17 protein-coding genes and 1 pseudogene are annotated in these 23,245 nt (G+C 68.5%); 11 read left to right on the forward strand and 7 right to left on the reverse strand.

All coding sequences use genetic code 11. The annotated features are described in order from the left end of the window. The first annotated feature begins 6 nt into the window (after positions 1-6). Complete coding sequence (locus KEC55_RS12765) at positions 7-1,041, forward strand: helix-turn-helix transcriptional regulator (RefSeq protein ID WP_282505746.1); 1,035 nt, start codon at positions 7-9, stop codon at positions 1,039-1,041. A gap of 49 nt (positions 1,042-1,090) precedes the next feature. Next, positions 1,091-1,957 carry a GIY-YIG nuclease family protein gene (locus KEC55_RS12770; protein WP_282505747.1) on the forward strand — a complete coding sequence of 289 codons (867 nt, stop codon included), beginning with the start codon at positions 1,091-1,093 and terminating at the stop codon, positions 1,955-1,957. A gap of 54 nt (positions 1,958-2,011) precedes the next feature. On the opposite strand, the gene ppa is transcribed toward KEC55_RS12770, so the two are convergent. After that, entirely contained in the window at positions 2,012-2,539 is a 528-nt protein-coding gene (gene ppa / locus KEC55_RS12775; protein ID WP_011352863.1) for an inorganic diphosphatase, read from the reverse strand. 226 nt (positions 2,540-2,765) lie between these two features. Here ppa and KEC55_RS12780 point away from each other — a divergent pair, with 226 nt between their 5' ends. The 5 genes from KEC55_RS12780 to KEC55_RS12800 all read left to right on the forward strand — a co-directional run bounded on the left by KEC55_RS12780 (position 2,766) and on the right by KEC55_RS12800 (position 8,397). Further along, on the forward strand, positions 2,766-4,205 hold the full coding sequence (locus KEC55_RS12780; protein ID WP_282505748.1) for an aldehyde dehydrogenase family protein: 1,440 nt from the start codon (positions 2,766-2,768) through the stop codon (positions 4,203-4,205). Between the two features lie 85 nt (positions 4,206-4,290). After that, entirely contained in the window at positions 4,291-5,049 is a 759-nt protein-coding gene (locus KEC55_RS12785) for an SDR family oxidoreductase (protein WP_282505749.1), read from the forward strand. 174 nt (positions 5,050-5,223) lie between these two features. Continuing rightward, positions 5,224-6,528, forward strand: coding sequence for an MFS transporter (locus KEC55_RS12790; protein WP_282505750.1), 1,305 nt, complete (start codon positions 5,224-5,226; stop codon positions 6,526-6,528). Positions 6,529-6,760: 232 nt separating this feature from the next. Then, positions 6,761-7,174 (forward strand): helix-turn-helix domain-containing protein, encoded by a 414-nt coding sequence (locus KEC55_RS12795; protein ID WP_348995451.1) that lies wholly within the window; start codon positions 6,761-6,763, stop codon positions 7,172-7,174. Further along, entirely contained in the window at positions 7,171-8,397 is a 1,227-nt protein-coding gene (locus tag KEC55_RS12800) for an alpha/beta fold hydrolase (protein ID WP_282505752.1), read from the forward strand. Before KEC55_RS12795 ends, KEC55_RS12800 begins: the two co-directional genes overlap by 4 nt. A 60-nt stretch (positions 8,398-8,457) precedes the next feature. On the opposite strand, the gene KEC55_RS12805 is transcribed toward KEC55_RS12800, so the two are convergent. From KEC55_RS12805 to hemC, 3 genes are read right to left on the reverse strand one after another with little or no spacing between them, the layout of a single operon-like run. Beyond that, positions 8,458-9,645: a heme biosynthesis protein HemY gene (locus KEC55_RS12805; protein ID WP_282505753.1), complete on the reverse strand. Its 1,188-nt coding sequence runs from the start codon at positions 9,643-9,645 to the stop codon at positions 8,458-8,460. A 2-nt stretch (positions 9,646-9,647) separates the two neighbouring features. Then, the gene (gene hemDX, locus KEC55_RS12810) at positions 9,648-11,618 is read right to left on the reverse strand and encodes a fused uroporphyrinogen-III synthase HemD/membrane protein HemX (protein WP_282505754.1); all 1,971 of its coding nucleotides are present in this window, start codon (positions 11,616-11,618) and stop codon (positions 9,648-9,650) included. Continuing rightward, positions 11,618-12,622 carry a hydroxymethylbilane synthase gene (gene hemC / locus KEC55_RS12815; protein WP_282505755.1) on the reverse strand — a complete coding sequence of 335 codons (1,005 nt, stop codon included), beginning with the start codon at positions 12,620-12,622 and terminating at the stop codon, positions 11,618-11,620. The genes hemDX and hemC overlap by 1 nt, the downstream gene beginning before the upstream one ends. A 208-nt stretch (positions 12,623-12,830) precedes the next feature. On the opposite strand from hemC, the gene ppc reads away from it, so the two are divergent. Then, entirely contained in the window at positions 12,831-15,845 is a 3,015-nt protein-coding gene (ppc, locus tag KEC55_RS12820; RefSeq protein WP_282505756.1) for a phosphoenolpyruvate carboxylase, read from the forward strand. 105 nt (positions 15,846-15,950) lie between these two features. Here ppc and KEC55_RS12825 read toward each other — a convergent pair whose 3' ends face one another. Next, positions 15,951-16,703, reverse strand: a complete 753-nt coding sequence (locus KEC55_RS12825; protein ID WP_282505757.1) for a class I SAM-dependent methyltransferase — start codon at positions 16,701-16,703, stop codon at positions 15,951-15,953. Between the two features lie 218 nt (positions 16,704-16,921). Between KEC55_RS12825 and KEC55_RS12830 the strand changes: the two genes are divergently transcribed. The 3 genes and pseudogenes from KEC55_RS12830 (at position 16,922) to KEC55_RS12840 (ending at position 20,023) form a co-directional block, all read left to right on the forward strand. Next, the gene (locus KEC55_RS12830; protein ID WP_166961089.1) at positions 16,922-17,731 is read left to right on the forward strand and encodes a helix-turn-helix transcriptional regulator; all 810 of its coding nucleotides are present in this window, start codon (positions 16,922-16,924) and stop codon (positions 17,729-17,731) included. A 103-nt stretch (positions 17,732-17,834) separates the two neighbouring features. Further along, positions 17,835-19,226 (forward strand): annotated as a pseudogene (argH, locus tag KEC55_RS12835) (argininosuccinate lyase); the annotation flags it as partial. Between the two features lie 113 nt (positions 19,227-19,339). Next, on the forward strand, positions 19,340-20,023 hold the full coding sequence (locus KEC55_RS12840) for an HAD family hydrolase (RefSeq protein WP_282505758.1): 684 nt from the start codon (positions 19,340-19,342) through the stop codon (positions 20,021-20,023). Between the two features lie 87 nt (positions 20,024-20,110). On the opposite strand, the gene KEC55_RS12845 is transcribed toward KEC55_RS12840, so the two are convergent. Next, positions 20,111-20,941, reverse strand: a complete 831-nt coding sequence (locus tag KEC55_RS12845) for a lysozyme inhibitor LprI family protein (protein ID WP_282505759.1) — start codon at positions 20,939-20,941, stop codon at positions 20,111-20,113. Next, positions 20,941-23,220 carry an arginine/lysine/ornithine decarboxylase gene (locus KEC55_RS12850; protein WP_176050627.1) on the reverse strand — a complete coding sequence of 760 codons (2,280 nt, stop codon included), beginning with the start codon at positions 23,218-23,220 and terminating at the stop codon, positions 20,941-20,943. Before KEC55_RS12850 ends, KEC55_RS12845 begins: the two co-directional genes overlap by 1 nt. Between the last annotated feature and the right edge of the window lie 25 nt (positions 23,221-23,245).

The following is a 23,245-nucleotide window of genomic DNA, read 5'->3' on the forward strand; positions in this document are numbered from 1 at the left end:
ACAGACATGGAGTTGCAACAGAAATCGGTATCCGTCCGGATCTACCGCTGGCTGTGCGAAGACGCGCGCGCGAACGGTATCGATCTCGCGCCGCTGTATGACACGCTCGGCATCGGGCCGGCCGAGCTCGCCGACGACACGCGCCGCGTCGCGGGCGACCGGCACGTCGCCGCGATGCGGCTCACGAGTGGCTGGCCGCTGTCGTGGCATCGGCCACCGCCGCAAGTCGTGCCGTGGCTCGTGCCGTTTCCGGAGCTCGCGGGCATCACGTGCAACGCGACGACGCTGCGCGACGCGCTGCACGGCTACCTGCGCTATCGCGAGCTGATCGGCAATGTCGACTGGGTGTTCGCGCACGAGAACGGCGACGCGATCGCGCTCGAATACGTGAACGAAGGCGACGGCCGGCATGCGGGCAGCGCGTTCGCGAACCTCGCGATCCTCGCAGCGCTCGCACGCCTTTACGATCCGCACGTAGGCATCGGCGACGCCGAATTCGCCGGCCGCGCATTCGCACCGGCCGCCGCGCTGCGCGACATGCTCGGCGCACCGGTGTCGTTCGATGCCGCACACAACCGCATCGTGCTGCGTTCCGCGCACTTCGACACGCCGTTCGAGCGCTACAACGCGCCGCTCGCCGGCATCCAGCGCCATGCGGCCGACGCCGCACGCGAACGTGTGCGCGTACGCTCGACGTTCGGCTCGTCGGTCGAGCAATGCGTACGCGACTGGCTGCGCACCGCCGACGAAACCGATGCACCGACCGACACGCTGATGCAGCACGTATGCACGCGCTTCGCGATGTCGCGCTGGACGCTGCGCCGGCGGCTGCATCGCGAGGCGGTCGGGTTCCATGCGCTCGTCGCGCAGGCGCGGCTCGGCGAGGCACGCGACCTGCTGCTGAATACGCAACTGCCGATCGGCGAGATCGGCGTGCGCGTCGGCTTCCGTTCGACGAGCGCGTTCACGCGCTTCTTCACGCGCGAACTCGGTGCGGCACCGAGCCGTTTCCGCGACGGGCACGGCGATCGATGGCGTTGACGCGCGCCTTTTCTGAGACACTGGCGGCTTCGCATCCCGCCGCCCTGCCATGTCCTGGTTTCTGTATCTGATCGAATGCGCCGACGACAGCGTCTACACGGGCATCACGACCGACGTCGCCGCGCGCTTCGACGAGCACGCGTCCGGCAAGGGCGCGCGCTACACGCGCTCGCGCAAGCCGCGCGCGGTGCTCGCGTCGTTTCCGCTGCCCGACCGGTCGATCGCATCGCGGGCCGAGTACTGGGTGAAGCGGCTCACCGCCGCGCAGAAACGCGAGCTGGCGGCCGGGATTCGGACGCTCGAATCGGTGTTGCCGGCCGGGATGTCGATCGACGGGAACGTCGATGCGGCCGGGTTGAAGGCCGGTACGCGCGGGCGGAAGAAGGCAAAGGAGAACGCGCAGTCTGCCGACAGCGCGACGCAGGCCGCTGAAACGGACAAGCCCCTCAAGAAAGCCGCGAAGGCCGGAAAAGCATCGGCGCCCGCAAAGACCGCGAAACGCGGGCAAGCCGCGCAGGCGCCCACGAAGGCAAAGACCACGCCCGCCACGAAGCGTGCGAAGAACGACGGCGCTGCCGAATTGAAAACGACCGCGTCGCGTGGCAGGCCGGTCACGAAGACCACGAAGGCCACAAGAGCCGCACCGAAGCAGAAAGCGCCGGCACCCGGCGGCAAGTCCGCCACAAAGCCGCGCACCGACGTCGCTTCCGCACCGGCGCGCCGACGTGCATCGCCAACAAAAGCCACCACCGACGCAGTCGAAACCCCGGCGACTCCCGTCCCCGCCACCCGCCGCGCAACGAGCGCGAAACGTGCGGGGAGCGCTCCGAACGCCACCGCGCTGCCTGCGCCGACCTCCGCCCGCGCACGAAAGAAGACCACCCCGCGCACAAAACAAAACCGCGCGGCCTCCTGAGGAGACACGCGCGGTTTGCGTTCGGTACGAACCGGCCGTCGGCCGGTACGCCGCTTACTTCTTGTAGTTCGCTGCGCCGTCGGTGATTTCCTTGTGCGCGGCTTCGATGCCGGCCCAGCCTTCGACCTTCACCCACTTGCCCTTCTCAAGCGCCTTGTATTGCTCGAAGAAGTGCTTGATCTGGTCCTTCAGGTACTCGGGCACGTCGTCGATCGACTTCAGGTTCGCCGTCATCGGGCAGACCTTGTCGTGCGGCACGGCAACCAGCTTCGCGTCGACGCCCGACTCGTCGGTCATCTGCAGCATGCCGAGCACGCGCGAACGCACGATCGAGCCGGCCAGCAGCGGGAACGGCGTGATCACCAGCACGTCGACCGGATCGCCGTCGCCCGACAGCGTCTGCGGGATGTAGCCGTAGTTCACCGGATAGCGCATGCCCGTGCCGATGAAGCGGTCGACGACGAGAAGGCCCAGTTCCTTGTCCGCCTCGTACTTCACCGGGTCGCTTTGCGCGGGAATCTCGATGATCACGTTGAAATCTTGCGGCAGGTCCTTGCCGGCCGGAACATGATTGAAGCTCATGAGCACTCTCTGTAGGTCGATGGGAATTCGGGACAGGGCGCCGCGGCCGATGCACCGGCGCGGGCGTCCCCCAAGGGAATGCGCCATTATAGCCAATCGACCGGTGGCGTCCGGATGACGATCGGCGCGATAATCGTTCCGGATGGGTCGGCTGTCGAACCACCGGCCGCGTTGCATGGAATCGGCGTCGGCGCTGAAGCGCCAACCCGGGTACACGGGAGCAGGCATGGAAGAGGCGAAGCACTTCATCGCGGGCGAATGGACGTTGCCCGCGCAACTGGAAACCATCGCGGTCGTCGATCCTTCCGACGGCCAGCCGTTCGCGACGATCGCGCGCGGCACCGCGCCCGACATCGAGCGCGCGGTCGCCGCGGCCCGCGACGCGTTCGCGGGCCCGTGGGGCGCCAAAAGCGCCGCCGAGCGCGGCCGCGTGCTGATGCGGCTGTCGGCGCGCGTGACCGATTCGATCGAGGAACTCGCCGCGATCGAGGCGCGCGACACCGGCAAGCCGCTGAAGCAGGCGCGCGCCGACGCGGCCGCGCTCGCGCGCTACTTCGAGTTCTACGCGGGCGCCGCCGACAAGCTGCACGGCGAAACCCTCCCCTACCAGGCCGGCTACACGGTGCTGACGGTGCGCGAGCCGCACGGCGTCACGGGCCACATCGTGCCGTGGAACTACCCGATGCAGATCTTCGGGCGCAGCGTCGGCGCGGCGCTCGCGGCCGGCAACGCCTGCGTCGTCAAGCCGGCCGAGGATGCGTGCCTGTCCGTGCTGCGCGTCGCCGAACTCGCCGCCGAAGCCGGGCTGCCGGCCGGCGCGCTCAACATCGTCACCGGCTACGGCCATGAAGCCGGTGCCGCGCTCGCGCGCCATCCGGGCATCGACCACATCTCGTTTACGGGGTCACCGGCCACCGGCAAGCTGGTCGCGCAGATGGCAGCCGAGAACCACGTGCCCGTCACGCTCGAACTCGGAGGCAAGTCGCCGCAGATCGTGTTCGCCGATGCCGATCTCGAAGCGGCGCTGCCCGTGCTCGTGTCGGCGATCGTGCAGAACGGCGGGCAGACCTGCTCGGCCGGCAGCCGCGTGCTGATCGAGCGCGCGGTGTACGAGCCGCTCGTCGAGCGCCTCGCCACCGCGTTCAACGGGCTGCGCGTCGGCCCGAGTCGCGCCGATCTCGACTGCGGCCCGCTGATCAACGCAAAGCAGCAACAGCGCGTGTGGGATTTCCTGTCCGACGCGCAGCACGACGGCATTCCGATGGCCGCGCACGGTCAGGTCGTCGCCGATGCCCCCGAAAGCGGCTTCTACCAGGCGCCCGCGCTGTTGCGCGACGTGCCGCCGTCGCACCGCCTCGCGCAGGAGGAAGTGTTTGGCCCCGTGCTCGCCGCGATGCGTTTCGTCGACGAAGACGAAGCCGTCGCGCTGGCGAACGGCACGCCGTACGGCCTCGTCGCGGGCATCTGGACGCGCGACGGCGCGCGCCAGATGCGGCTCGCACGACGCCTGCGCGCGGGCCAGGTGTTCATCAACAACTATGGCGCGGGCGGCGGCGTCGAGCTGCCGTTCGGCGGCGTCGGCCACTCGGGCCACGGCCGCGAAAAAGGCTTCGAGGCACTGTACGGCTTCACCGCGCTGAAGACGATCGCGATCCGCCACGGCTGAACGCGCGGCACGCGACACGCGGCCGGCAGCGCCCGGCCGCCGATCGATGCACGACGACTCTCATCACCAGCACAGGAGACACACCATGCGGTTGAGCGGCAAGACGGCCATCGTCACGGGCGGCGGCTCGGGTTTCGGCGAAGGCATCGCGAAGACGTATGCGCGCGAAGGCGCGAACGTCGTCGTCAACGATCTGAACGGTGCGGCGGCCGAGCGCGTCGCAAGCGAGATCGCGCTCGCGGGCGGCAAGGCGATCGCGGTGGCCGGCGACGTGTCGAAGCAGGACGACTGGCATGCGCTGCTGCAGGCCACGCTCGACGATTTCCACTCGGTGCAGATCGTCGTGAACAACGCGGGCACCACGCACCGCAACAAACCCGTACTCGACGTGACGGAAGCCGAGTTCGACCGCGTGTACGCGGTCAACATGAAGAGCCTGTTCTGGTGCGTGCAGACCTTCGTGCCGTATTTCCGCGAACAGGGCGGCGGCGTGTTCGTGAATGTCGCGTCGACGGCCGGCGTGCGGCCGCGCCCGGGCCTCGTCTGGTACAACAGTACGAAGGGCGCGATGATCACCGCGAGCAAGTCGCTCGCGGCCGAGCTCGGCGCCGACCGCATCCGCGTGAACTGCATCAATCCCGTGCTCGGCGAGACGGCGCTGATGACCGAGTTCATGGGCTGCGAGGACACGCCCGAGAACCGCCGCCGCTTCCTCGCGACGATCCCGCTCGGCCGCTTCTCGACGCCGCAGGACATCGCGAACGCGGCGCTTTATCTTGCATCCGACGAAGCCGAATTCATCACCGGCGTCTGCCTCGAAGTCGACGGCGGGCGCTGCATCTAGCGGTATCCCCGTTGCCGCGACGTGCCGCGGCCGGCAACCGCAACGACACACGCGCATTGCTTTGCACGACACCGGACAAGGCGCCGATACGCCTTGTCCAGCCAACTACAAGGACAGCGGTGCATGGGATCCAAGTAACCGCTAAAGCGCTAACTTCGATCGACAGGAGACAACATGGCAACATCGACGCAGTCGCTGCCGGGCTCGTCCGGCGCATTCGAGGAAGCAACCTATCGCAAGGTGTCGTGGCGGCTGGTGCCGCTCCTGCTGCTGTGCTACGTGGTCGCGTATCTCGACCGCGTGAACGTCGGGTTCGCGAAGCTGCAGATGGCGAGCGACCTGAACCTGAGCGACACCGTGTACGGGCTCGGCGCCGGGATCTTCTTCTTCGGCTATTTCCTCTTCGAAGTGCCGAGCAACATCATCCTGCACAAGGTCGGCGCGCGCGTGTGGATCGCGCGCATCATGGCGACCTGGGGCGTGATCTCGATCCTGACGATGTTCGTCACGACGCCCGCGATGTTCTACGTGATGCGCTTCCTGCTCGGCGTCGCCGAGGCAGGCTTCTTCCCCGGCGTGATCCTCTACCTCACGTACTGGTACCCCGCGCACCGGCGCGGCCGGATGACGACGTTCTTCATGACGGCAGTCGCGTTGTCCGGCGTGATCGGCGGACCGCTCTCGGGCTTCATCCTGAAGGCGTTCGACGGCAAGAGCGGGTGGCACGGCTGGCAATGGCTGTTCCTGCTCGAAGGTATCCCGTCGGTGCTGGTCGGCGTGCTCGTGTTCTTCAAGCTCGACGAGCGAATCGCGAAGGCGACGTGGCTGACCGACGAGGAAAAGGCGCTGCTCACCCGCAACGTCGACGCGGAGGAAGCGACCAAGGAAGACCTGCCGCTCGGCGCCGTGATGTCGAGCCCGCGCGTGTGGCTGATGGCGCTGATCTATTTCTCGTTCGTGATGGGGCTCTACGGCGTCGGCTTCTGGCTGCCGACGATCATCAAGGCGACGGGCGTGACCGACACGATCATGATCGGCCTGCTGTCGGCGATTCCGTATGCGGCCGCGGTGGTCGCGATGATCCTGATCGCGCGCAGCGCGGACAAGCGCCGCGAACGCCGCTGGCACCTCGCGATCCCGGCCGCGATCGGCGCGCTCGGGCTCGTGCTGTCGGTGATCTGGGCGCACCAGACCGCGCTCGCGATGCTCGGCCTCACGCTCGCGACGATCGGCATCCTGACGACGCTGCCGCTGTTCTGGAGCCTGCCGACCGCGTTCCTCGGCGGCACGGCGGCCGCGGCCGGCATCGCGATGATCAACTCGATCGGCAACCTCGCCGGCTTCCTGAGCCCGTACATGATGGGCTGGCTCAAGCAGGCGACGGGCGCCAACAATGCTGGCATGGTCATGCTTGCCGCGTTCCTCGTGCTCGGCGGGCTGCTCGCGCTGTCGGTGCCGAAGCGGCTGGTCGACAAGTGACGCGCGGCGCATAGCGGCGCACCGGACACGCCGGCCGACCGCCGGCTCCCGAAACGCCCCGGCGACCGGAACCCCTCCGGTCGCCGGGGCGTTTTCAATTCCGGACAGGCGCGACCCGGATCGGGCGGATGCTACGCCGGCTGGATGATGACACCTTATTCACCAAATTATTCCCTTATTGTCCTTTACACATGGAACAATAAAGGACATTCAGGGAATGTATTCACCAACCATGTTCCACACCGTCGAAGACACTGCCGCCCGCTTGCGCGTCCACCCGAAAACCGTCTTGCGGTTCATTCGCGACGGCAAGCTGCGCGCGACGCGGGTCGGCCGCGCGTACCGCATCCTCGACACGGACCTCGCCGCGTTCGCACAAACGGAGCCGGCCGCGCCCGTACCGCGCGCGGTGCGCGTCACCAGCATCGTCGACATTCCGGACGCGTCTCAGTCGATGCACCAGTACCTGTCGCGCTCGCTGCATGCGATGGCGGCGGGCCGCACGTCGTATGTCGAACCCGTGCGGATCGACGTCACGTTCGACCCCGCTGCAAGCGTGGTCAAGGTCGTCGTCGCCGCGACGCCGGCCGACACGGCGGCGCTGATGTCGTCGCTCGACATGCTGCTGCAGAAAAGCGGGACATGAGCGCGATCTTCCGGTCGCCCCGCCACGCCCGCGCGATTCGCGCCGCGTACGCGGCCGCGCTATCGCACTGGCCGGCCGGACACCGGCGCGTCACGATACAAACGCGCCAGGGCGCGACGCATGTGATCGCCTGTGGCCCGGAACACGCGCCGCCGGTCGTGCTGATTCACGGCGCGCAGACGACAGCGGCAAGCTGGCAACATTACGCGGCCGTTTGGTCGAAGCACTTCCGGCTCTACGCGATCGACGTGATCGGCGAAGCAGGGCCCAGCGCGCCGTCGCGGCCGCCGCTCGCGGGTGACGCGTACGCGCAGTGGCTCGACGACGTGCTGGACGGCCTGCAGGTGTCGCGCGCCGCGTTCGTCGGCATCTCGCTCGGTGCGCGAACGGCGCTCGACTTCGCGCTGCGGCGGCCCGCGCGCGTGACGCGGCTCGCGCTGCTCTGCCCGTCCGGCATCGGCCGACAGAAGCCGTTTCTGTGGTGGGCGCTGCCGCTGTTGCTGCTCGGCGATGCCGGGCGCGCGTGCGTGCGACGGCGCGTGCTCGGCCGTCTGCCGCCCGCGTCGACGCCGGCCGAGCGTGACGCGCTCGCACTGATGCGCGCTGTCGATCGCGGGTTTCGCCCTCGCCTCGAACCGATTCCGGTATTCGACGACGCTACGCTCCGCACGTTGTCCATGCGCGTGCTGGCGATCGTCGGCGGCCGCGATGTGATGCTCGATTCACGCGACACGCGCGACCGCCTGACACGTCTCGTGCCGCACGCGCACGTCCGGTTGCTTCCCGAGCAGCCCCACTTCATCCGCGGACAGCGCGACACCATACTCGCGTTTCTCGCGTCGACGGAAACCCTCGACATGCCCCATCGAATCGTTCAGGCAGCCGGCAGCCGTGTGCTGGTCCGCGACCCTTCCGCCGGCCTCGTGCAGCGGGAAAGCGATGCGCTCGAGCTCGTCGCGCTTGCGCACGAGCACGAAGCCGACTGGATCGCGGTCCCCGCCGACACGCTGCACGACGACTTCTACCGGCTCGACAGCGGGCTGGCCGGCGCCGTGCTGCAGAAGCTCGTCAACTACGGCGTCCGGCTCGGCGTGGTCGGCGACATCGATCGCTGGCTCACGCGCAGCGAAGCGCTGCGCGCGCTCGTTCGCGAGTCCAATCGCGGGAAGTCGGTGTGGTTCGTCGCGAGCGAGGACGACCTGCTGCGCAGGCTCGGCGCGTAACGGACGAAAAAGCCCCGAAGGCCGCTTGGCGTTCGGGGCTTTTTGCAGCGTAGCGCCGCGTCAGACCACGGTGATCGCGAGCGCGCTTTCGCGATAGTGCTTCGCGGCCTTGTCGGTTTCGCCGAGATGCTCGAACAGGCGAGCAAGCGCGCGATGGGCCCGAACCTTCAGCGCCTCGTTGTCGGCCAGCTTCAGCGCCGATTCGAGGAACGACTGCGCCTTGCCCCAGAGCTGCTGCTGCTGGCAGAGGCGGCCGAGCGCGAACAGCAGGTCGGCATCGTCCGGGTGATCCTTCTTCCATCCTTCGGCCTTCTGGATCAGCGGCAGCGCATCGGCGCCGGCCGTGTCCGGGTAGCGGCGCAGCAGGCGTGCATCCCAGTTGTGCGCGAGCGCGTCCTCGACGATGCGGCGTGCTTCGTTGCGACGCTCGAGCGGCACGAGCAGGTCGGCCGCGAGATCGGCCAGACGCGGCGACTGACGCTCGACCGGCGACAGCGACTGCCACACCTCGAGCAGCGCGTCCGGGTCGTGCCGGCGTTCGCGCAGCAGGTTTTCCGCCGCCTGCTGGCGCAGCCGCACGGCCGCGGCCGGATGCAACGCCTCACGCTTCTCGAGCGCCTTCGCAAGCTTCAGCACCTCGGCCCAGTTCTTCAACTGCTGCTGCGCGCGCAGCGCAACCTGCTGCGCATGAATGCGCTTGCCGCCGGCCTGCATGTCGGCCAGCGCGGCGAGTGCGCCGTCGGCATCGCGCGCATCCGCGCGCATGTCGGCCGCCGCGAGCAGCCGTGCATCTTGCCACTCAGGTGCATCGACCTTCGACAGCCAGTCGTCGCGGCGCGTGTACTCGTGCATCCGGTGCGCGGCGGTGGCCGCGACGAGACTCGCGGCGCCGAGATTCGCATCGACCGTCAGCGCTTCACGCGCGGCCTTCTCCGCACGCGAGAAGCGGCCTGCGTACAGGTTCGAAATTGCGTCGCGCAGCGACGCCTGTGCCTTCTCGTTGCGCGAGCGTGCACGATACGCGGCGACCCGCTGCGGCATGCGCCAGATGTTGCGCACGATGCGCAGCAGCGCGTACATGACGATGAACAGCACGACGATGGCGATCACGAACAGGTTCAGCGACACGTCGATCCGGTACGGCGGATAGACGAGCAGCACCTGCCCCGCGTCGAAATGGCCGACGGTGGCGAGTGCCGCGGCGATCGCGAACAGGACCGCGAGCCAGACGATTCCTCGAAGCGTCATCGTTACCCCCGGCTCTTGAACTGCTGAACGGCGTTCAGGCTCGTGTTCAGGTTCGGCACCGCAACCGTCAGCGATGCACCGTCAACCTGCTTGAGCAGATCCTCGACGGTCTGCGTGTCCTTCGATGCCTGGTCGAAATACTTCCCGAGCGACGCCTGAGCGGCGTGCAGGTCGGCCTTCATCGCGCCGTCATTGCGCGCGAGCAGCGACAGCCGCGCGGTGAGCAGGCGCAGCTTCACGTTCTCGCGCACGAAGTAGCCCTGGTCGGGCGACGCGAGCATCGCGTCCGCGTTGTCGATCCGGCGCACCTGCACGAGCCCCTTCAACTGCTGGCCGAGACCGGCCGAGAAGTCGTGCCACCACACCTTCCAGCGCGGCTCGCCGGCCACCGCCGACGATGCGGCTTCGGCCGGCGCGGCCTTCGGCGCTTCGTGCGGGACGATCGCCTCGCCGGACAGCGGCAGCGCGTCGATCTTCGCGATCGCGTCGTCGAGCTTGATCGCGAGGCCCGTGAGGTCGGCCGCCGGTGCGGCCTTCAGCTTTTCGATGTCCAGCGCGAGCGCCTTGCGCACCGTGACGGCCTGCGCGCTCTGCGAGGTGGCGAGGCGCGCGTCGGCGTTCTGCAGCGCGATCAGCGCGAGCTGCGTGTTGCCGGTCAGCTGAAGCTGCTGGCTCGCGCTCGACAGCATCTGGTCGACTTCCTCGAGCATCCACGCATCGCGGTTGCGCGACAGGTCCTGGTATTGCTGCTGCAGCGCCTGCTGCGCGCTCTGCGCGTCGGCGAGCTTGCCGTCGAGCTGTGCGAGCTGCGTGTCGACCTGGTGCGTGCTGGCAAGCGCCTGCTCGGTCTTCATGCGCGTTTCGGCCGTCTGCGCGTCGAGCGCCTTCTGGCGCGTGACGAACGTGCCGTCGAGCCGGTCGATCTTGCGGTTCAGCGCGTAGCCGCCGACACCGGCCGCGCAGCCAAGCACGACGACGACGAACCACAGCACCGCGCTGCCGCCGCGGCGCGCGGGCGGTTCGGACGCCATATAGGCGGGACGGGACGGCGGTGCGGATGCAGCGGCCGGCTGGGATGCGACGCTTTTGGAATCGTTGGTATCTGTCATGCGTTTAGTCACCGGTGCGGCTGTCGCCGGTTGGACGGCCTCGTCGGCCATCGTTCGAAACGCGCGGACGATGCGCTCATCGCCCGCGCCGGTCAGCGTAATCCTATCAAAACCCAGTGCGCGCGCGGTCTGCTCGATCCGCGGGTGCGGCGTGACGAGCGGCGCATGCTTCAGCGCGTCGATCTCGGCATCGTTCAGGTGTGCCCGTGCGAGTTCGTGCAGGTTGCGTACGCCTTCGGAACTCGTGACGAGCCACGCGTGCGGCTGGCCGTCGAGCAGCGCGTGCACGCGCTCCCACGCGCCGACGCGCGGCTCCGGCACGACGCGCCGGTATGCGGCGACGAGCGTGACGTCCGCGCCGGCCTCGCGCAGCCGGTCGGCGAGCCATTCGCGCCCGCCGTCGCCGCGCACGATCAGCACGCGCTTGCCCGTCAGCGCCTGCACGCCGCCGAACGCGGTCTCGATGCACGCGAACAGGCTTTCGGAATCGTAATGGGGCACGCCGCCGTCGGCCGGCGCCTGCGGCGCGATCACGCGATGCGCGGGCGCCGCGATGCCGTGACGCGCGAGCGCCGCGACGCTGCCGGGCCCGACCACGCCGACCGGCAGCGCATTCGGCCAGATCGCGCCGTACTGCGCGAGCGCGCGGTCGATCGCGTTCGGCGACACGAAAATCACGAGCGCGTAGTCGGCGAGCGCCGCGAACGCGGCGTCGAGCGGCGCCGGATCGTCGACCGGCGCAATGTCGATCAGCGGGAATTCGAGCACGTCGCAACCGGCATCGGCCAGTTGCGACGCAAGCGCGTCGGACTGACCGTCCGGACGCGTCAGGACAGCGGTGAACGCGCGCGCGCCGCCCGCCATCAGGCGTCGCCCTTGCCGGCGGCCTGCGAGCCCGCGAGCAGCGCCTGGACGATGTCGAGCGCGCCTTGCGCCTCGAGTTCGTCGGATACCGCACGGCCGAGCGCGAGCGCATCGGCGACGGTCATCACGGCGCCGCACTCCTCGGCCGTCAGCACGCGCTTGCCGTCGGTCGTCGACACGCGGCCAGTCAGATACAGTTCACCCGCGCGCCACACCGCGTGCGCGGCGAGCGGCACCTCGCAACTGCCGCCGAGTGCGCGCGACACCATCCGCTCGGCCTCGACCGCGAGCGCGGTCTTCGGGTCGTGCAGCGGCGCGAGCCACGCGGCGACGTCATCGCGATGCGCGGCGATCTCGATGCCGAGCGCGCCCTGGCCGGCGGCCGGCGGACTGGCTTCGACGTCGATCAGCGTGCGGATGCGTGCTTCGAGGCCGAGGCGTTTCAGGCCGGCGGCCGCGAGGATGATCGCCGCATAGTCGCCACGGTCGAGCTTCGCGAGACGCGTGTCGAGGTTGCCGCGCAGCGGCAGGACCTCGAGGTGCGGATAGCGCGAACGCAGCATCGCTTCGCGGCGCAGGCTCGACGTGCCGACGACCGCGCCGGCCGGCAGCGCGTCGAGCGACGCGTAGTCGTTCGACACGAATGCGTCGCGCGGGTCTTCGCGCTCCATGATCGCGGCAAGCGAGAAGCCGTCGGGCAATGCCATCGGCACGTCCTTCAGCGAATGCACGGCGAGATCGGCGCGGCCGTCGGCCAGCGCGCTCTCCAGTTCCTTCACGAACAGGCCCTTGCCGCCGACCTTCGACAGCGTGCGATCGAGAATCTGATCGCCGCGGGTCGTCATCCCGAGGATTTTCACGTCACAAGCTGGATATAATTTGCGCAGCGCATCACGCACATGTTCGGCTTGCCACATCGCCAGGCGGCTCTCGCGCGAAGCAATCGTCAACGTCGCGGGCGGTTGTGCCTGTTGCGGCCCGGCCGCAGGGGTCTCGGAATTCATTGCTGGAACATCGAAGGACGGGATTGAAGATCGAACAATGGTAGCACGCACGCCCCGGCCCGCCCGGGCCCGGAGCCTGCGCCCGGCCTGCCCCTGCGCGGGTCGCGGCGCCGATGTGCGGATGTGCCGCACGTAGCTGGTTGCTTGACCGCAGTTCCCGCAGTTTTCGCAGTTCCTTTTGACTCGAGCTTTCCCAAGGAAACCCATCGTGAAGTCTTCCGGATCGGCGCGTACGGCGCGCCGCAATGCTGCCCTGTCCTCCTCCGACGCCTCGACGGACACCGTCGCCACCGCCGCGAACGGCCGTGCGAAAACGGCAACGAAACCGAAAGACCCGATACGTCAGACAAAACGCGCAACGAAAGCCGCCGGCTCAGCTGCCCGCAAGGCCGCCGCGCCGAAGGCCGGCACGCGTACGCGCGAAGACAAGGACCGTCCGCTGTTCGAAGACATCCGCTTCCTCGGCCGCCTGCTGGGCGACGTCGTGCGCGAGCAGGAAGGCGATACGGTATTCGACGTCGTCGAGACGATCCGCCAGACCGCGGTCAAGTTCCGCCGCGAGGACGACAACGAAGCCGCACTGACGCTCGAGAAGAAACTGCGCAAGCTGACGCCGGAGCAGACGGTGAGCGTCGTGCGCGCGTTCAGCTATTTCTCGCATCTCGCGAACATCGCGGAAGACCGCCATCACAACCGCCGCCGCCGCATCCACGCGCTGGCCGGCTCCGCGTCGCAACCGGGTACGGTCGCGTACGCGCTCGAACAGCTGAAGACGACCGGCAACGCGTCGAAGCGTCTGCTGCAGCGCTTCTTCGACGATGCGCTGATCGTGCCGGTGCTGACCGCGCACCCGACCGAAGTCCAGCGCAAGAGCATCCTCGACGCGCAGCACGACATCGCGCGCCTGCTCGCCGAGCGCGACCAGGAACTGACCGCGCGCGAGCGCCAGTACAACGAAGCGATGCTGCGCGCACGCGTCACCGCGCTGTGGCAGACCCGCATGCTGCGCGACGCGCGCCTGACGGTCGGCGACGAGATCGAGAACGCGCTGTCGTACTACCGCGCGACCTTCCTCGACGAGCTGCCCGCGCTGTACGGCGACATCGAGGCCGCGCTCGCCGAGCACGGCCTGTCCGCCCGCGTGCCGGCATTCTTCCAGATGGGCAGCTGGATCGGCGGCGACCGCGACGGCAACCCGAACGTGACCGCGCCGACGCTCGAGGAGGCGATCAACCGCCAGGCCGCGGTGATCCTCGAGCACTACCTGGAACAGGTGCACAAGCTCGGCGCCGAGCTGTCGGTATCGAACCTGCTCGTCGGCGCGAACGACGCGGTGAAGGCGCTCGCGGCCGCATCGCCCGACCAGTCGCCGCACCGCGTCGACGAACCGTATCGCCGCGCGCTGATCGGCATCTACACGCGGCTCGCCGCGAGCGCGCGCGTGCGGCTCGGCGAAGGCACGGTGCCCGTGCGCAGCGCGGGCCGCGGCGCGCCGCCCGTGCGCGCGATCCCGTATGCGGATTCCGAAGCGTTCGTCGCCGACCTGAAGGTGCTGACGGCGTCGCTCGACGAACACCACGGCACGTCGCTCGCCGCACCGCGCCTCGCGCCGCTCGTGCGCGCGGCCGAAGTGTTCGGCTTCCATCTCGCGAGCATCGACCTGCGCCAGAGCTCCGACATCCATGAAGCGGTGGTCGCCGAGCTGTTCGCGCGCGCGGGCGTCGAGGCCAACTACGCGGCGCTCGCCGAAGAAGACAAGCTGCGCGTGCTGCTCGCCGCGCTCGCCGACCCGCGCCCGCTGCGCTCGCCGTACTTCGAATACTCGGCGCTCGCGCAGAGCGAGCTCGGCGTGTTCGAGAAGGCGCGCGAAGTCCGCGCGCAATTCGGCGCGCGCGCGGTGCGCAACTACATCATCTCGCATACGGAAACCGTCAGCGACCTCGTCGAAGTCCTGCTGCTGCAGAAAGAGACGGGCCTGCTCGAAGGCGCGCTCGGCGTGCCGGGCGGCGATGCGAGGAACAGCCTGATGGTGATCCCGCTGTTCGAGACGATTCCCGACCTGCGCGACGCCGCGCGCATCATGCGCGAATACTTCGCACTGCCGGGCATCGACGCGCTGATCGCGCACCAGGGCGCCGAGCAGGAAGTGATGCTCGGCTATTCGGACAGCAACAAGGACGGCGGCTTCCTCACGTCGAACTGGGAGCTGTATCGTGCGGAGCTCGCGCTCGTCGACCTGTTCCGCGACCGCAAGATCACGCTGCGGCTGTTCCACGGCCGTGGCGGCACGGTCGGCCGCGGCGGTGGCCCGACCTACCAGGCGATCCTGTCGCAGCCGCCGGGCACCGTGAACGGCCAGATCCGCCTGACCGAACAGGGCGAGGTGATCGCGAGCAAGTTCGCGAACCCCGAGATTGGCCGCCGCAACCTGGAAACCGTCGTCGCCGCGACGCTCGAGGCATCGCTGCTGCCGCAATCGAACGCGCCCGCGCAACTGCCCGTGTTCGAGGCCGCGATGCAGACGCTGTCCGATTCGGCGATGGCCGCGTACCGCGCGCTCGTCTATGAAACCCCGGGCTTCACCGACTACTTCTTCTCGTCGACGCCAATCACCGAGATCGCCGAGCTGAACATCGGCAGCCGCCCGGCGTCGCGCAAGCTGCAGGATCCGAAGCAGCGCAAGATCGAGGATCTGCGCGCGATTCCGTGGGGCTTCTCGTGGGGCCAGTGCCGGCTGCTGCTGACGGGCTGGTACGGCTTCGGCAGCGCGGTGAGCGCGTATCTCGACAGCGCGCAGGACGACGCCGAACGCACGAAGCGCGTCACGCTGCTGAAGAAGATGAACAAGACCTGGCCGTTCTTCTCGAACCTGATGTCGAACATGGACATGGTGCTCGCGAAGACCGATCTCGCGGTCGCGTCGCGTTACGCGCAGCTCGTGTCCGACCGCAAGCTGCGCAAGCACGTGTTCGAGCGGATCGTCGCGGAATGGGAGCGCACGTCGCAGGCGCTCGCGGAAATCACCGGGCACGAAGGCCGCCTCGCGACCAACCCGCTGCTCGCGCGCTCGATCAAGAATCGCTTCCCGTATCTCGATCCGCTGAACCACCTGCAGGTCGAGCTGATCAAGCGTCACCGCGCGGGCGACACGAACGCGCGGCTGCGCCGCGGGATTCACCTGACGATCAACGGGATCGCGGCCGGCCTGCGCAACACCGGCTGATCCGCATGCGGCGCGGGCACGCTCCGCGCCTGCCGGCATCGTGAAAGCCGCGATACGCGAACGTGCGTATCGCGGCTTTTTTCATGCCGCGGCGCGCCGCGTCGTTCAATGCGCGTCGATCAGCAGCGCGTCGTGCTCGAACGATCCGTCGGGCTGCACCGCGTAGTAGGCGCGCACCTCGTCGGGCGCATATGCCCACAGCGCGCGAATGCCGGTCACGCTGTCGGCCGGCGTGCGGATACGCGCGACCCACGTATCGAAATCGATCGGCAGCCGCCAGCGGCTGTGTACCTGCGCGTCGAAACCGGCCTCGCGGAACATCGCGAGCCATTCATCGGCGCGGTAGTCGCGCACGTGCGACGCGTCGCGCAGCACTTCCGCGGCCTGCAGGTACGTGTCGAGGAGCGGGTGGTCGTTGCCGGCGATGTCGATCATCAGCACGCGGCCGCCCGGCTTCAGCACGCGGCGCACCTCGGCGAGCGCCGCGCGCATGTCGTGCCAGTGGTGCGCGCTCATCCGGCTCACGACCCAGTCGAACGTCGCCGTGTCGAACGGCAGCCGCTCGGCCGGCCCCTGCTGCGTGCGGATGTTCGTGAGCCCGCGCTCGCGCGCGGCCGCCTCGACGGTCGCGAGCATCGGCGCGGCGAGATCGTAGGCGACCACGTCGTGCACGTGCGGCGCGACCGCGAAGCTCGCATGGCCGGCACCGCAGCCGAGATCGAGCACCGCGGCATCGGGCGTCGCGCTCACCGCGTCGGCGAGCGTCTGCAGGTCGGCGCCCGTCGCATGAACCGTGCTCGTCAGATAGGCGGCGGCCGTCGTGCCGAATGCGTCGGCGACCTGGTCGTGGTGTTTCATCGTTCGCTCCTTTCTCTTGCGCAATCGTCCGGCGTGGATGCGTCAGCGCGCATTCCGGCCCCATGCAACACGTTTTGTGGGACGCCCGCTGCCCTGCCAGCGCGCGAGCCGCTACAATAGGCCTGCGCCTGTACCAGTACAAGTTAAGCAATTATTCTGGTATTCGATCCACTAGTCTGAACGTTGCCGCGTCCCCGCCTCCCTTTCGCCGCTTCCGCATGAACCAGCCGTCCTCCGCCTCCGTCCCGCCGCTCGACGCCACGCCCGCCCGTGCGCTCGGCGAATTCATCCGTGCCCATCGCGAGCGGCTGTCGCCGCAGGCCGTCGGGCTGCCGCCCGGCCCGCGCCGCCGCACGCCGGGGCTGCGGCGCGAGGAAGTCGCGCAGCTGTGCGGTGTCAGCCCGACCTGGTACACGTGGATCGAACAAGGCCGCCCGGTGTCCGCATCGGCCGACGCACTCGCCCGGATCGCCGTCGCGCTGCAGTTGTCGAAGGCCGAGCGCGCGTACCTGTTCGAGCTGGCCGCGCAGCGCGACCCGGCCGAGCCCGACGTCGCAGGCGGCGATCTGCCGCCAACGCTCGCCGCGACCGTCGCGGCGATCGCGACGCCCGCATACGTGCTCGACCGGCAATGGAACGCGCTCGCATGGAACGCGCCGGCCGCCGCGCTCTTTTCCGGCTGGCTCGACGGCGAGCACGACCGCAACCTGCTGCGCTTCACGTTCATGTCGCCGGCCGCGCGCACGCTGATCGTCGACTGGGAAACCCGCGCGCGGCGGCTCGCGGCCGAATTCCGCGCCGATTCGATCCGCCACCTGACCGACGCGCCGACGCGCGCGCTGATCGACGCGCTGACCGCCGGCAGCGATGCCTTCGCGCAGTACTGGGCATCGCAGGACGTGTTCGAACGCGAAGGCGGGCTGCGCGAATTCGACCATCCGGCCGACGGCCGCCTCGTGTACCAGCAGATCACGCTGAAGCCCGCGCACCGCGAGGACCTGAAGCTCGTCGTGCTGGTACGCGACTGAGCGGGCCGGCCCGCGCGGGCCACGGCCGGCAGGCCCGCGAATGTTAGAATTACAGGATTCCCTCGGCGGCGCACGCTGCCCAACTCCCCTTCGAAGAATCGCCATGACGTCCCAACTGCACAAAAAGGGCGAGGCCTGGTCGGCCCGCTTTTCGGAACCGATGTCGGAACTGGTCAAGCGCTACACGTCGTCGGTGTTTTTCGACAAGCGCCTCGCGCTCGTCGACATCGCCGGCTCGCTCGCGCACGCGAACATGCTCGCCGCGCAGAAGATCATCAGCGCCGACGACCTGGCCGCGATCGAACGCGGGATGGCGCAGATCAAGGGCGAGATCGAGCGCGGCGAATTCGAATGGCAGCTCGACCTGGAAGACGTCCACCTGAACATCGAGGCGCGCCTGACCGCGCTGATCGGCGATGCCGGCAAGCGCCTGCATACGGGCCGCTCGCGCAACGACCAGGTCGCGACCGACATCCGCCTGTGGCTGCGCGGCGAGATCGACCGCATCGGCGGCCTGCTCACCGACCTGCGCGGCGCGCTGATCGACCTCGCGGAACAGAACGCCGACACGATCATGCCGGGCTTCACGCACCTGCAGGTCGCGCAACCCGTCACGTTCGGCCACCACCTGCTCGCGTACGTCGAGATGTTCACGCGCGACGCGGAACGCATGCGCGACTGCCGCACCCGCGTGAACCGCCTGCCGCTCGGCGCGGCCGCGCTCGCGGGCACGAGCTACCCGATCGACCGTCACGCAGTGGCGAAGACGCTCGGCTTCGACGGCATCTGCGCGAACTCGCTCGACGCAGTGTCCGATCGTGACTTCGCGATCGAATTCACGGCGGCTTCCGCACTCGTGATGACGCACGTGTCGCGCTTCTCCGAAGAACTCGTGCTGTGGATGAGCCCGCGCGTCGGCTTCATCGACATCGCCGACCGCTTCTGCACCGGCAGCTCGATCATGCCGCAGAAGAAGAACCCGGACGTGCCCGAACTCGCGCGCGGCAAGACGGGCCGTGTGAACGGCCACCTGATGGCGCTGCTGACGCTGATGAAGGGCCAGCCGCTCGCATACAACAAGGACAATCAGGAAGACAAGGAGCCGCTGTTCGACACGGTCGACACCGTTGCCGACACGCTGCGAATCTTCGCCGAGATGGTCGCCGGCATCACCGTGAAGCCGGACGCGATGCGTGCGGCCGCGCTGCAGGGCTTCTCGACCGCCACCGACCTCGCCGACTACCTCGTGAAGCGCGGCCTGCCGTTCCGCGATGCGCACGAAGCCGTCGCGCACGCGGTGAAGGTCTGCGACGACCGCGGCATCGACCTGGCCGACCTGACGCTCGACGAGATGAAGCAGGAACTGCCGAACGTCGCGCACCTGATCGGCGAAGACGTGTTCGGCTACCTGACGCTCGAGGGTTCGGTCGCCAGCCGCAACCACCCGGGCGGCACCGCACCCGACCAGGTGCGTGCGGCCGTCAAGGCGGCCCGCCCGCTCTGGGCCAGTAACAGCCTGCTGTCATGGACGGACGCCTTCGGCGTCCGTTTTTCATTCGGGCGGCCGTTGCGCCGCTCCTCGCTTTCCCAGCTTCCCGGATGCCGCCGATGACCTTTTCCGCCGCGCTCTTCGACATGGACGGCCTGCTCGTCGATTCCGAGCGGACCATCATGAACACGTGGATCGACGTGTCGAATGCGCACGGTGTCGCGCTGACCGTCACCGACTACCTGCAGATCGTCGGCCGCTCGTTCGCCGAAGGCCAGGTCATCCTGGCGCGGCTGATCGGCAATCCCGATACGTTCGACGCCGTGCGCACCCGCGTGCGCGAACAGCTCGCGGCGCCCGAGCCGCATCCGAAGTTTCCGCTGAAACCGGGCGCGTTTGCGCTGCTCGATGCGCTCGCGCAGGCCGGCATTCCATGCGCGGTCGCATCGTCGTCCGCCGGTGACGTGATCCGCGCACGGCTCGACGCGGTCGGCGTGCTGCCGTTCTTCCGCGCGATCGCGGGCGGCGACGAAGTCGCACGCGGCAAGCCCGACCCGGCCGTCTACCGGCTCGCGGCCGAACGCCTCGGCGTGCCGGCACATGCGTGCGTCGCGTTCGAGGACAGTGACTTCGGCGCACAGTCGGCCGCCGGCGCCGGCGCATCGGTCGTCACCGTGCCCGACCTGAAAGCGCCGACACCCGAAATCATCGCGCTGAGCCTGCACGTGCTCGCGTCGCTCGACGATGCGGTCGCGCTCGTGCCGTCGTGGTTCGGCCAGCAAGGCACGTCGCAGCCTGCATAGGCGTCACCGCACGCCGCGCAATGCAAAACGGGCACCCCAGGGTGCCCGTTTCGTTGGGTTGCCGAACGACCCGTGTCGTGACGGCCCTTACTTGTTGCCGGCCGTCTCCGACAGCCGCTTCATCGTCGCGATGCGCGCACCGATCAGGTCGACGCGCCCGTCCTCGCCGACGAGCGGCGCCGTCGCGTCGCGGAACCCGACCCACGCGCGCTGCGCGCGTACGAGCGTCGCGGCCGAATGGGCCGGCATCTTGCGACGCAGCTTCTGGTAATAACGGTTCAGGTCGAACAACGCGTGCTCGCACGCGGCATCCTGTTCACACGGCCGCACGCGGCGCACGGCCGGATCGCGCGGCGCGTTTGCCGTCGGCTTGGCAGTCGGCGTGGCCGCAGCCTGGGCTGCGCTCGTGCCGCCCTGCGCACCGCTCGTCGCCGCGACCGGTACCGCGGCGGGCGGCGGCGCATAGCGATCGGCCGCGCCGCGCAGCGCCAGCGCGCGATCGCGCACCGGCTGCAGCTGCAGGTCGGCGCTCGACATCGCATACGACGTGCCACGCGTCGTGTCGTACACGGCCTTCAGCAGATGTACTTCGTCCTTGCGCCACGTGAGCCAATGGCGCTGGCTGTCCTGCCAGCCGCGCTTCGCATCGGCCGGCGCATCCTTCAACAGGCGCTGGTACGCGCCGTCCATCACGGCCTGCCACTGCTGCTGCGCTTCGCCCATGCACTGGATCTGGCCGGCCGGCGACGACCGGTCGCGCCGCGCGAGGCATTGCCGCATCGCGACGTCGATCGGGTCGGCCGCCGCGACTTCCGCGTGTGCGACGCCCGACCCTGCCAGCCCCGCCGCGCCTGCCGCCCAGACGACGAGCGCGGCCAACGCCGCGCGCATCGCCCGGATTCGTCCGTGCGCCGCCATCAGTCGCGCACGCAGTCGACGAAGTACTCGACGCGGCCGTTCACCTCTTCCGCGACGAGGCCGTGGATGTCGGTGTGGAAGCCCGGGAAACGCTCGTTGAAGTCGCGCGCGAACCGCAGGTAGTTCACGATCGTCTTGTTGAAGCGCTCGCCCGGGATCAGGAGCGGAATGCCCGGCGGGTACGGCGTGAGCAGGATGCTCGTCACGCGGCCTTCGAGCTCGTCGAGCGGCACGCGGTCGATCTTGCGGTGCGCGAGCTTCGCGAACGCGTCCGACGGCTTCATCGCCGGCTCCATGTCCGACAGGTACATCTCCGTCGTCAGGCGGGCGATGTCGTTCGCGCGGTACACGTCGTGGATCTGCGCGCACAGGTCGCGCAGGCCGACACGCTCGTAGCGCGGATGCTGCGCGACGAACTCCGGCAGCACGCGCCACAGCGGCTGGTTGTTGTCGTAGTCGTCCTTGAACTGCTGCAGCTCGGTCACCATCGAGTTCCAGCGGCCCTTCGTGATGCCGATCGTGAACATGATGAAGAACGAGTACAGGCCGGTCTTCTCGACGATGATCCCGTGCTCGGCCAGGTACTTCGTGACGATCGCGGCGGGAATGCCCGTCTCGCCGAACTCGCCGTCGACGTCGAGCCCCGGCGTGATGATCGTCGCCTTGATCGGGTCGAGCATGTTGAAGCCTTCCGCCAGCGGACCGAAGCCGTGCCAGTGGTCGTTCGGCTTCAGCATCCAGTCCTCGCGCGAACCGATGCCTTCCTCGGACAGGTTGTCCGGGCCCCACACGCTGAAGAACCAGTCGTCGCCGTATTCGGCGTCGACCTTGCGCATCGCGCGGCGGAAGTCGATCGCTTCCGCGATCGATTCCTCGACGAGCGCGGTGCCGCCCGGCGGCTCCATCATCGCGGCCGCGACGTCGCATGACGCGATGATCGCGTACTGCGGGCTCGTCGACGTGTGCATCAGGTACGCCTCGTTGAAGCGGTGCTTGTCGAACGTGCGGTTCTCCGAATCCTGCACGACGATCTGCGACGCCTGCGAGATGCCCGCGAGCAGCTTGTGCGTCGAGTGCGTCGCGAACACGAGCGCGCCCGTGCGCGGACGGCCGTCGCCGATCGCGTGCATGTCGCGGTAGAAATCGTGGAACGTCGCGTGCGGCAGCCACGCTTCGTCGAAGTGCAGGGTGTCGAGCAGGTCGCCCAGCAGGTCCTTGATCATCTCGACGTTGTAGACGACGCCGTCGTACGTGCTCTGCGTGATCGTCAGGATGCGCGGCTTCATGTCCGGGTTCTCGCGCATCGCTTCGCGCGCGAACGGGTTCGCCTCGATCTTCTTGCGGATGTTCTCCGGCTTGAATTCGTCGCGCGGGATCGGCCCGATGATGCCGAAGTGGTTGCGCGTCGGCGTCAGGAACACGGGAATCGCGCCCGTCATCGTGATCGCGTGCAGGATCGACTTGTGGCAGTTGCGGTCGACCAGCACGATGTCGCCCGGCGCGACGGTCGCGTGCCAGACGATCTTGTTCGACGTCGACGTGCCGTTGGTCACGAAGAACAGGTGGTCGGCGCTGAAGATGCGCGCCGCATTACGCTCGGACGCCGCGACCGGGCCCGTGTGGTCCAGCAGCTGGCCGAGTTCGTCCACCGCGTTGCAGACGTCCGCGCGCAGCATGTTCTCGCCGAAGAACTGGTGGAACATCTGGCCGAGCGGGTTCTTCAGGAACGCGACGCCGCCCGAGTGGCCCGGGCAGTGCCACGAGTACGAGCCTTCGTCCGCGTACTTGACGAGTTCCTTGAAGAACGGCGGGGCGAGCGAGTCGAGATAGACCTTCGCTTCACGGATGATGTGGCGCGCGACGAACTCCGGCGTGTCCTCGAACATGTGGATGAAGCCGTGCAGTTCGCGCAGGATGTCGTTCGGCAGATGGCGCGACGTGCGCGTTTCGCCGTACAGGAAGATCGGGATGTCCGCGTTGCGGCGGCGCACTTCGGTGACGAACGCGCGCAGCTCGATGATCGCGGTCGCGAGCTCCGGCAGTTCGCCGTCCTGGCCGGTCTCGCCGAGCATGAGTTCGTCGTCGTCGATCGACAGGATGAAGCACGACGCGCGGCTCGACTGCTGCGCAAACGACGTCAGATCGCCGTAGCTCGTGAGGCCGAGGACTTCGACGCCCTCTTTCTCGATCGCTTCGGCCAACGCCCGGATGCCGGAGCCCGAGATGTTCTCGGAGCGGAAATCTTCGTCGATGATGACGACGGGGAAACGAAACTTCATGGGCGATTCTCCAAAAAGAACGACC

The organism is Burkholderia cepacia (assembly GCF_029962485.1).
Lineage (GTDB): Bacteria > Pseudomonadota > Gammaproteobacteria > Burkholderiales > Burkholderiaceae > Burkholderia.